The organism is Streptomyces sp. NPDC004658, from assembly GCF_040609555.1.
Lineage (GTDB): Bacteria > Actinomycetota > Actinomycetes > Streptomycetales > Streptomycetaceae > Streptomyces.
Window position 1 is genome coordinate 1 of record NZ_JBEXKG010000220.1, and the last position, 9,740, is coordinate 9,740.

The following is a 9,740-nucleotide window of genomic DNA, read 5'->3' on the forward strand; positions in this document are numbered from 1 at the left end:
GGCTCGGGCCCTTCGGCGCCGCTGCTGGCGGGCGGCGCCGCCGCGGTGCTGCTGCTCACCGGGGGCGCCGCCCTCACTGTGCGGCTACGGCGTCCGCGTCGACGCTGAAGCCCTCGACACGTCGGTCAGTTGACGTAGACCCGGGCTCCCGCGTCGGTCACGGGCGCGTACTTGGCCGTGAAGTAGCCGTTGGCGAAGCACAGCGACGAGCCGGAGGTCTTGGTGAACTGCTGGTTGGTGAAGGCGATGCTGCTGTCGGCGTTGTCGGCCTTGCCGGTCAGGCTGGGCGCCTGGTACACGCAGGTCACGGTGCCCAGCAGGGTGCGCAGCTGGACGGTGGCCTGGATGACGGAGCCGCTCGCGGGCGAGACGGTGAGGGTGCCGTCCGAGGTGATCGTCGCCGAGTAGGGCAGGTTGTTGATGGTGATGCCGTTGACACCGAGGACACCGACGACGTTGCTGGTGCAGGTGCTGCTGTCGAAGGTGTGCCCGGTGACGGACTCGGTGGCCGTGCCGGGTGCGGTCGGGTTGCCGGTGACCTGGGCCGTGAACTGCGAGCCGGTGCACTTGATCCCGCTGGTGCCGGTCGCGCTGGAGTAGAAGGTGGCGGAGCTGCCGGAGGCCAGCGGCGCGGTGAGGGTGTCGCCGACGGCGACCGCGGTGCCGCCGGTGCTGCCGGTGGTGAGGACCGGGCCGGCGGCGGAGGCCGGGGTGGCCCACGTGAGGGCGAGCGCCGTGGCGGTTCCGGCCAGAGCGAGGAGGGAGCGCTTACGCATGCGGGTGCCTCTCTTTGTGATGTGGGGGGACAGATGAGGTGAGGTGGGGGGTGGCGATCGGTACGGGGCGATGCCGCCGGCGCGGGGCCGTCACGCCTTCTCCGTACGCGGCGGACCCGCGACGGCGGCACACCGGGCACCGGCCGAAGGCCTCGGGGGAAGACCTCCGGCCGGGCCGGGCACGGGGGCGGCCGGGCACGGAGAGGGAGAGTGAGGTGACCGTGCCGGAGCCGCACTGCGAGGTGGAGCGGTTGCCGTGACAGGGCCGGGAACGCGGCCGGTGCCGCAAGGGGGACGCGGCGGGTGCCACGCCTGACGCGGCGGGTGCCGCTTGCTGGATCCGGCGCCACGGATCCGTGGAAACAGGGGAAGTTGTAGACCTGATCAACCGTCAGGGTCAAGTGGTTGAAAGGCAGTTGAACCAGGGTGGCTGCGGGCCGCGCACATCCGACACCCTTTTTTCACATCTCCCTTGACCCCTGAATGTAACCGGCGGTAACTTCCTCGAAGGCTACTGCCGCGTAACGAGAAAGCCCTTGCGCTCGCCGGGAGTTGCGAGGAGGCGTGCGCGGCATCCGCTGTCCGCGCCAGGACACCGCGCCACTGAAGCCCAACCCGCATTGATCCGCGCCCATGGGAGCAGACATGGCCACGTCCCCGGACGTCCCGTCCGCCGGCAACACCCCCGACACCCCGGGAAGCGACACCCCGCCCGAAGCCCGGAACGCCGCCGGGACCACCGCCGGCGGCGGCAGACGCGGCCGAGTCCGCGCCCGCCGGGCCGCCGTGATGGCGGTACCCGCCACCCTGGTCGCCGCCGGACTCGCGGTCCTCACCGCGCAGGGGGCGCTGGGTGTGCAGTTCGCCATCTCCGGCATGCCGTTCACGGTCACCGCCACGGAACTCAACGGCACCGGGTTCGAGCAGTTCGGCGGGCTCGACAACATGGCGGAGGGCAGCCCGAACGCCGGGGACACCGGCGGCCAGGTGCTCATCGTCACCTCCGCGATCAAGCACGCCACGCTCACCAAGCTGTGCCAGAGCGTCGACCTGGGCGGCACCAACCTGCTGATCACGGCGGGCGGCGGGTCCGAGAAGGTCAGCGCGACCGACCTGACCACCGACTCCACCGAGCTGTCGGGCGACGCGGCGTTCAACAACATCGAGATCGGCAACGACGCCAGCACGCTGACCAAGGCGGGCGTGAAGGGCCCGATCGGCGTCTTCAGCCAGCAGGCCGACACCGTGCGCATCGCGCACCTGCGGCAGACCAACTACGCGACCACCGCTGGCGTGTTCAAACTGCCCGGGCTCAAGCTCCGCTTCAGCGACTCGGGTTGCTGATCGCCGTGCCGGACCGTCCACGTCCCGGACCGAGGCTCGCCTTCCGCGGATGGCGGGCCCGCCGGCCGTTCTGGGGCGGGCTGCTGCTCGCCCTCGGCGGCGGCGAGATCCTGCTCACCGAGAAGGCCTCGCTGAAGGTCGTGCTGCACATCGGCATGCAGGGCCTGGCCGGCTATCTGCTGCCGACCCTCATGGTGCTGCTGGGCCTGCTGATCATCTTCAACCCCTCCCAGCGGCTCTTCTACTCCATCACCGGCATCCTGCTCTCCCTGGGCAGCTGGCTCACCTCCAACCTGGGCGGCTTCTTCATCGGGCTGCTCCTCGGCGCCACCGGCAGCTGCCTCGCCTTCGGCTGGCTCCCGGACCAGGAACCACGCGTCAGCCGGCGCACACGCCGCAAGCAGGCACGGGCCGAGGCCCGCGCCCTGACGCCGGAGGGGACGGGCACCGTCTGAGCCGCCCGGGCGGTGACGCGCGGGCTCGGTGCGGTCCTGGGGTGCGGTCCTGGGGTGCCGAGCCGGTGCGGTCCTGGGGTGCCGGGCCGTCGTTGGCACCGGGTTGACGCCGCCGGGGCTGCCGTCGCCTCCTTGGTTCCCGGCGCGGAGGAGGCCGTGCCGGGCCGGATCACAAGCCCGGGGTCCCCCGAACAGGTGACTTGGGAACTTCTTTGCCCTTGCCGGGAGTTCATCGGGCAGCCGGACGGCGGTGGAGAGCCGTCCGGGTGACGAGATGAACGAAGGAGCCATGGCATGGTGTTCAAGAGGCTGCTGGGCGCGATCGGGGTCGGCGGCCCCTCCGTGGACACGGTGCTGGACGACGGCGCCGCGCTGCCCGGCGGCACCCTGACGGGCCGGGTGCTGCTGCGGGGCGGCGCGACGGCCGTGGAGATCGAGCACATCGGCCTGGAGCTGATCGCCCGTGTGGAGGCGGAGCACGCGGAGGGCGAGAGCGAGGGCGCGGTCGCCTTCGAGCGGTTCACCGTCGGCGGCGGTTTCCGGCTCGGTGAGCAGGAGGAACGCGAGCTGCCGTTCAGTGTCCCGCTCCCCTGGGAGACCCCGGTGACCGAGCTGTACGGGCAGCCGCTGGGCATCGTGCTGGGCGTGCGCACCGAGGTCGCGGTGGCCGGCGCCCGGGACAAGGGCGACCTGGATCCGCTCGCCGTCCGGCCCCTGCCGGTGCAGGAGGCCGTGCTGGAGGCCCTCGGCGCACTGGGCTTCGGCTTCCGCTCGGCCGACCTGGAGTACGGCCGCATCGGCGGTACGGGCCAGCGGTTGCCGTTCTACCAGGAGATCGAGCTGACCCCGGCGCCCCAGTACGCGCACGCGGTGAACGAGATCGAGCTGACCTTCCTCGCCTCCCCCACGGGCGTCGAGGTGGTCCTGGAGGCGGACAAGCGCGGCGGATCCTGGTCATCGGGACACGACGCCCTGACCCGCTTCACCGTGCGCCACGAGGACGCGCCGACCCTCGACTGGCACAGAGAGGTGGACGGCTGGATCCGCCAGGTTACCGAGCACCGCGACGCCTACGGCAGCCATGCGGCGTACGGCCACGGCGGCGCGCACGAGCCCGGTCACCACTTCTCCGACACCCACCGCTCCGGCCCGGGCCTGGGCACGGCCGTCGCCGCCGGCGCGGCGGGCCTCGCCGTGGGCGTCGTGGGCGGCATGGTGGCCGCGGAAGTCGTGGACGAGATCGGGGACTTCTTCGAGGGAGACGACGACGAGGGCGACGAAGGCTAGGAGAGCGGTGGAAGAGGGGGCCGCTCAGCCGGCGGAACCCGGCGTGCCGTCCTCCTCCTTCATCGCCTTGGCCTCGCTCTTGAGGATGCGCATGGACTTGCCCAGCGCACGGGCGGTGTCGGGCAGCTTCCGGGACCCGAACAGCAGGAGGAACACGATCGCGACGATCAGCAGATGCCAGGGCTCAAGTCCGTTGCGGAGCATGACCGCCCCCTTCTTTGTCTCGCTGGTCTCACCTTGCGGCGACGCTTGCTACGTTGCGCAACTGTACAACCCGGTCCGAGGGCGGGACAGCGGCACCCGCCCCCGGACGGACGGTGGTACCGCGCCTACGCCACACGCCGGTCGTGGCGGGCCTTCGCCGCCCTGAGGGCCAGGGCGTACAGGGCGAGGACGGCGGCGAGCGGGAGATGGCACGCGGCGGGCAGCGCGGTCATGCCGAGCGCGGCGCCCAGCGGACCGGCGGGCAGGGCCAGGGCGACGGCGGCGAGCAGGGCCGCCGCCCAGCCGACCGGGCCGGGCCGCCCGGCCCGCGCCGCCCGACGGCCGCCGCGCAGCAGCAGCATGGCGAGGGCCTGGGTGAGCAGGTTCTCGGCGAACCAGGCCGAGTGGAACACGGCCCGGTCCTCCAGCGCGTCGGGGCCGTGCGGTCCGAGCGCGAGGACGCCGAAGGTGGCGAGGTCGGCGACGGCGTTGAGGAGGCCGAAGCCGGTGATGAACCGCAGGAGGGAGGGGGGCCGCAGCGCGGTCGGCAGGCGCAGTGCCCGCGCGTCGGGGCGGTCGTGGGCGAAGGCGAGCTGGGCGGCGTCGAAGCACAGGTTCTGCACGAGCACCTGGACCGGGAGCATCGGCAGGAAGGGCAGCAGCAGTCCGGCGGCGAGCATCGCGAGGACGTTGCCGAGGTTGGAGGAGAGCGTGACGCGGAGATAGGAGGCGATGTTGGCACTGCTGTGCCGTCCGGCGGTGACGGCGTGCGAGACGGCGCTGAGGTCCTTCGCGGCCAGCACCACGTCTGCGCTCTCCCGGGCCACGGCCGCGGCTCCCCGGGGTGCCAGGCCGACATCGGCGGCGAGCAGGGCGGGCACGTCGTTGACACCGTCACCGAGGAAGCCGACGGTGTGCCCGGCCGCACGCAGCCCGGCCACGATGCGCGCCTTGTCCTCCGGGGTGCAACGGGCGACGACGAGGGTGGTGCCGGGCGGGACGCTTCCGGAGGGGCCGGGTTCGGTCTGGGAGGAACCGACCGCGCGGGAGTCGGCCGCCGGGGGTTCGGCCGGGACGCCCTTCGCCACGTCGGGTTGGGCCGGGACGTCCTCGGCTTGGATGGGTTCAGCGACGAGTGCGCCTTCCCGGACCCGCTCGGCTCGGACTCCTTCGGCCCGGACCCGCTCGGTGCCGGCGGGCTCAGCCGGGAGGCGGTCCGCCCGCACGGGTTCTGCCGCGCCGGTGTCCGCCGGGGCCGGTTCCCCTCGGGCTCCGGCGACCCGTACCGCTGCCGGTGCCAGTCCCAGGTCGTGGCAGGCGCGGGTCGCGGTGGCGGGGTGGTCGCCGGTGAGGACGTGCACGGTGACGCCGAGACCGGTGAGGGCGCGCAGCGACTCGGCGGCGCCGGGGGTGAGTTCCTCGCGGAACGTGACCAGGCCGCGGAAGGTGAGACCGCGTTCGTCGGCGGCGGTGTAGGGGCGGGTGCGGGTGCGTGCGGCCCGTTCCACGGTGGCGACGGCGAGCACGCGCTGTCCGGCCGCCGCCTCGCGCGCGGCCAGGCCGAGCAGCCGCTCCCGTTCGCCGGGCGGCAGGTCGCACCGGTCCAGGACGTCCTCGGGGGCGCCCTTGGTGATCAGGACGTGCCGGCCGAGCGGGCCTGCGACGACCGCGGTGGCGAGACGCCGGCCGGAGCCTACGGGCAGGGCGGCGAGACCGTCGTACTCCTCACCGACGGCTCCGGTCCCCGGCGTCGCCCGACCGGTGGCGCCCTCGTCGGCGGCCTCGTCGGCGGCCTCGTCGGCGGCCTCCAGCAGGGCTTCGTCGAGGGCGTCCGGGTGGGGCAGTTCGGCGAGCTGGAGGGTCCACCAGGCGGCGATGGCGGCCCAGTGCAGCGGCTCGGGGTCGTCCCGGCCGTCGGGTCCCAGTGAGCGGGCGAGGACGGGCCGGTCCTGGGTGAGGGTGCCGGTCTTGTCGACGCACAGCACGTCGATCGCGCCGAGGTCGTGCAGGGCGGGCAGCCGTCGGACGACGACGTGGTGGGTGCGGGCCAGCAGGGCGGCGCCCCGGGCCAGACAGGTGGTGACGACGACCGGGAGCATCTCGGGGGTGAGCCCGACGGCCACCGCGACGGCGAACGGCAGGGTCTGGAGACCCCGGCCGCGCAGCGCGGCGCCGGCCATGAGGACCAGCGGCGGGGTGAGCAGCGCGAACCGGACCAGGGCCCAGGCGATGCCGTGCACGGACCGGTCGAAGGCGCTCGGCTCGCGGCGGTCCGGGGCCCGTTGGACGGCGGCGAACCGGGTGCGCGTCCCGGTCGCGACGACGACCGCCGTGGCGCTGCCCGCGACCACCGCGCTGCCCTGGAAGCACAGGTGGGACTCGGCTTCCGCCAGCGGGTCGGGCAGGTCGGCGGCGGTCTTGGGCACGGGCGCGGACTCGCCGGTGAGGGCGGCCTGGCGGACGGTCAGCCCGCGGGCCCGCAGCAGTCGCAGGTCGGCGGGGACGAGGTCGCCGGGGCCGAGTAGGACGACGTCGCCGGGTACGAGGTCGGCCACCGGCACCTCGCGGGCGTGCGGCGCGGCGGTGTCGTCGGTGCGGCGCAGCACGGTGGCCGTACCGGTGACCAGCTCGCCCAGGGCCGCCAGGGCTCGGTCCGCCCGGCGCTCACCGGCCGCGCGCAGCACACAGGCGACGGCGACCAGCGCGAGGATCACGGTGGCGGTGCCCCAGGAGGCGACGCACGCCGAGACCAGACCGAGGACGGACAGGACGGCGGTGAAGGGGTCGCGCGGACCGCGCAGCAGGCGGACCGGCCAGGAAGAGGAGTGCGGGCGGGGCGGGGTGTTCTCACCGAGTGCGGCGAGCCGGGCGGCGGCCTCCGCGTCGGTGAGCCCGCGCGGGCCGGTGTCCAGGCGCCGCAGCTCCTGGAGGACGGTACCGGTCCCGGGATCAGAGGCCACGGAGCCGACGGGCCGGGACGGCGGCGGGTGCCTCCCGCTCGGCGAGGCGGCCGACGAGGAGGCGGACGACGTCGACCACGGCGGCCTGTCCGGCGGTGTCGACGAAGTAGACCTGGCGGCGGCCCTCGCGGCGGGAGCGGACGAGGCCGGCGAGTTTGAGCTTGGTCAGGTGCTGGCTGACGGCGGGCAGGGCACCGCCCACGCGCTCCGCGAGACCGGTCACGTCGCTCTCGCCCTGGGTCAGTGCCCACACGATGTGCAGCCGGGCGGGCGCGGCGAGCAGCCCGAAGGCGGCGGCCGCCTCGGCGAGCACCTCGGCGGAGGGGTCCTGGTGGCCGGTGCCGGGCGCTGTCGCCACTGTCGCCTTCCTCCGCTGGGTTCGTCGTGGGTTCGTCGTGGGTCCGTCGCTGTGTTCCGGCTGTGCCCGCCGTGTCAGCGGACTCAGTGTAGAACTCCGGAACTTCCCGGCCGCCCCGTTAGTTTCTACGTTGCTGTAGAAGTTACCGTCGGGATGCCCGGAAGCACCCGGCGGACGATATCGAGGAGTGCGCATGGCCCTGTGGGACCGCATCAAGGAGTCCGCGTCGCAGATGCAGACGCAGTTGGTGGCGAAGAAGAACGACCTGAAGAGCGGCGCGTTCCGCGATGCGAGCATGGCGATGTGCGCGCTGGTGGCCGCCGCCGACGGGACGGTGGATCCCTCGGAGCGGCAGCGGGTGGCCCAGCTCATCTCCACCAACGAGGTCTTGCAGAACTTCCCGGCGGACGACCTCCGCCGGCGCTTCGAGGAGAACCTGAACAAGCTGACGGCGGACTTCGCCTTCGGCAAGGTGAGCGTGCTCCAGGAGATCTCCAAGGCGAAGAAGAAGCCCGCCGAGGCGCGGGCCGTCATCCAGATCGGCATCGTCATCGGCGGCGCGGACGGCGACTTCGACAAGGACGAGCAGGCCGTGGTGCGTGAGGCGTGCTACGCGCTGGACCTGCCGCCGCACGAGTTCGACCTCTGAGCCTCGCACGGAGCGCGTGGACGAGGGCACGTGCTACGGCCTCGGCCGTGCCCTCGTCCACGCGGGCGCCCGCGCCCGCACCCGCACCCGCACCCGCACGGAACGACGCGGACCGCTTTCACGCTCGACACCGCCCCGGTCACGCCACCCCGCTCACGCCGCCTCGCTCACACGCCCGCGCCCGCTTCGTCGGCGCCCGCCACGCCGGCACCAGCCACCCCCGCGCTCACAACTCGGCGAGGCGGGGCAGCAGTTCCGTCGCCGCCTCGATGTCCGCGGTCAGCGGGCGGTCCTCCAGGCCGGTGGGCAGCGTGGCGGCGGCGAGGGTGAGGGCGGCCGGGGCCGGCGGTTCCGGGTGGAGGCGCAGGGCCCGGACGGCGGACACCAGCTCGCAGGCGAGGACGGTGGCGTAGGCGGCTCGGGCCCGCTCCGTCTGGCGGGCCGCCTGACCGGCGAAGCCGGCGGCCTCCTCCAGGCCGTGGGAGAGGACGGCGTGCCCGGCCGACGCCGGTGCGGCGGCGCTGGAACGCAGCTCGGCGAGCGCCGAGTTGGCCGTGTACTCCAAAATCATCGTGCCGGAGCTGCCGGCCGGGCCGGTGGCGAGAAAGGCGGGCAGGCCGGTGAGGTCGGGGCGGCTCAGCGCGGACAGCCGGGCGGCGGAGAGCTGCGCGGTCTTCAGCAGGGCGAGGTTCAGGGCGTCCAGTGCCAGCGCCAGTGGGGCGGCGAAGAAGCCTCCGTGGTGGTAGAGGTGACCGTCCGGGGTGAGGACGGGATTCTCCGAGGGGCAGTTGATCTCGGTCTCGACGATCCGGCGCAGCGTGGCCGAGGCGTCCAGGGCGGCGCCGTGCACCTGCGGGAACGCGCGGAATCCGTACGGGTCCTGGATACGCCGGTGCGCTGCGGGCGATGCGTTCTCCCCACGCGCCGACGGGTCGTCGGGCAGGCCGAGCAGGCGCCGGACCTCGGCGGCGGCGCGGGCCGGGCCGGGGTAGGGCCGCAGGGCGTGCACCGGCGCGGCGTACGCCTCGGGGGAGCCCGACACGGCGGCGAGGGACAGGGCCGCGACCACGTGCGTGGCGCGCAGCAGCAGCTCGGTCTCGTGCCCGGCGAGGGCGGCCTGCGCGAGGGCGAGGGCGTTGCTGCTGAGCAGCGCGAGGGCGTCGCCGGCCCGCAGGGTGACCGGGGCGGGCAGTTCACCGGTGGTCCGGTCCGCGTCCCCGCCGCCGGAAGTCGACCGCTCCCCCACCGGCACGGTTCCGTCCGCGCGAGGCGGGGGAGGCGGGGCCGGTGAGTCGTCCGGTGTCAGCCAAGGGCGTTCGCCGAGGAGGGCCAGGCCCGTCTGGGCCAGGGCCGTCAGGTCGCCGGTGCCCACGCCGCCGTACTCGTTGACCGCAGGGTGCACGCCGAGACGGAGGGCGTCGATGAGGGCGGTGACGAAGGAGGGGTGGATGCCGGAGCCGCCGGCGAGGAGCTGGTTGGCGCGGATCGCGAGCATCGCGCGAACCGTGCGGGCCGGCAGCAGCGGACCGGCGCCGCCCGCGTGGCTGCGCAGCAGACGCAGGCCGTGCGCGGTCTCCTCGGCCGGGTCGACGGCGACCGAGCGGTGCGCGCCGACGCCGGTGCCCCGGCCGTACCAGCGGCCGGTGGCGGCGATCCGGTCGGCCGTCTCACTCTCTCGGCGCACACGCTACAGGGCGCCGTGTTCGA

The 9,740-nt window shown here is 74.1% G+C and carries 9 protein-coding genes; 4 read left to right on the top strand and 5 right to left on the bottom strand.

The window, feature by feature from the left end; translation table 11 throughout:
- Positions 1-125: 125 nt before the first annotated feature.
- Positions 126-776: a Tat pathway signal sequence domain protein gene (locus ABZV94_RS37620; RefSeq protein ID WP_356348855.1), complete on the bottom strand. Its 651-nt coding sequence runs from the start codon at positions 774-776 to the stop codon at positions 126-128.
- A gap of 645 nt (positions 777-1,421) precedes the next feature.
- Here ABZV94_RS37620 and ABZV94_RS37625 point away from each other — a divergent pair.
- The 3 genes from ABZV94_RS37625 to ABZV94_RS37635 all read left to right on the top strand — a co-directional run bounded on the left by ABZV94_RS37625 (position 1,422) and on the right by ABZV94_RS37635 (position 3,862).
- A complete protein-coding gene (locus ABZV94_RS37625) occupies positions 1,422-2,120 on the top strand; it encodes a DUF6230 family protein (RefSeq protein ID WP_356348857.1) in 699 nt (232 codons plus the stop codon).
- A 5-nt stretch (positions 2,121-2,125) separates the two neighbouring features.
- Positions 2,126-2,575: a DUF6114 domain-containing protein gene (locus ABZV94_RS37630; protein ID WP_356348860.1), complete on the top strand. Its 450-nt coding sequence runs from the start codon at positions 2,126-2,128 to the stop codon at positions 2,573-2,575.
- 294 nt (positions 2,576-2,869) lie between these two features.
- Entirely contained in the window at positions 2,870-3,862 is a 993-nt protein-coding gene (locus tag ABZV94_RS37635) for a sporulation protein (protein WP_356348862.1), read from the top strand.
- Between the two features lie 24 nt (positions 3,863-3,886).
- Here ABZV94_RS37635 and tatA read toward each other — a convergent pair whose 3' ends face one another.
- From tatA to ABZV94_RS37650, 3 genes are all read right to left on the bottom strand, one after another.
- A complete protein-coding gene (tatA, locus tag ABZV94_RS37640; RefSeq protein ID WP_356348865.1) occupies positions 3,887-4,066 on the bottom strand; it encodes a Sec-independent protein translocase subunit TatA in 180 nt (59 codons plus the stop codon).
- Between the two features lie 125 nt (positions 4,067-4,191).
- Positions 4,192-7,026 (bottom strand): HAD-IC family P-type ATPase, encoded by a 2,835-nt coding sequence (locus ABZV94_RS37645; protein WP_356348867.1) that lies wholly within the window; start codon positions 7,024-7,026, stop codon positions 4,192-4,194.
- Positions 7,016-7,384, bottom strand: a complete 369-nt coding sequence (locus ABZV94_RS37650) for a metalloregulator ArsR/SmtB family transcription factor (protein WP_356348869.1) — start codon at positions 7,382-7,384, stop codon at positions 7,016-7,018. The genes ABZV94_RS37645 and ABZV94_RS37650 overlap by 11 nt, the downstream gene beginning before the upstream one ends.
- A 193-nt stretch (positions 7,385-7,577) precedes the next feature.
- On the opposite strand from ABZV94_RS37650, the gene ABZV94_RS37655 reads away from it, so the two are divergent.
- Positions 7,578-8,033: a TerB family tellurite resistance protein gene (locus ABZV94_RS37655; protein ID WP_356348872.1), complete on the top strand. Its 456-nt coding sequence runs from the start codon at positions 7,578-7,580 to the stop codon at positions 8,031-8,033.
- Between the two features lie 226 nt (positions 8,034-8,259).
- On the opposite strand, the gene ABZV94_RS37660 is transcribed toward ABZV94_RS37655, so the two are convergent.
- A complete protein-coding gene (locus tag ABZV94_RS37660) occupies positions 8,260-9,717 on the bottom strand; it encodes an aromatic amino acid lyase (RefSeq protein ID WP_356348874.1) in 1,458 nt (485 codons plus the stop codon).
- Positions 9,718-9,740: the final 23 nt, after the last annotated feature.

Excerpts from the sequence above, each read along its gene's own strand:
- ABZV94_RS37620 (WP_356348855.1), bottom strand. The coding sequence starts at position 776 with ATGCGTAAGCGCTCCCTCCTCGCTCTGGCCGGAACCGCCACGGCGCTC.
- ABZV94_RS37625 (WP_356348857.1), top strand. The coding sequence starts at position 1,422 with ATGGCCACGTCCCCGGACGTCCCGTCCGCCGGCAACACCCCCGACACC.
- ABZV94_RS37635 (WP_356348862.1), top strand. The coding sequence starts at position 2,870 with ATGGTGTTCAAGAGGCTGCTGGGCGCGATCGGGGTCGGCGGCCCCTCC.
- tatA (WP_356348865.1), bottom strand. The coding sequence starts at position 4,066 with ATGCTCCGCAACGGACTTGAGCCCTGGCATCTGCTGATCGTCGCGATC.
- ABZV94_RS37655 (WP_356348872.1), top strand. The coding sequence starts at position 7,578 with ATGGCCCTGTGGGACCGCATCAAGGAGTCCGCGTCGCAGATGCAGACG.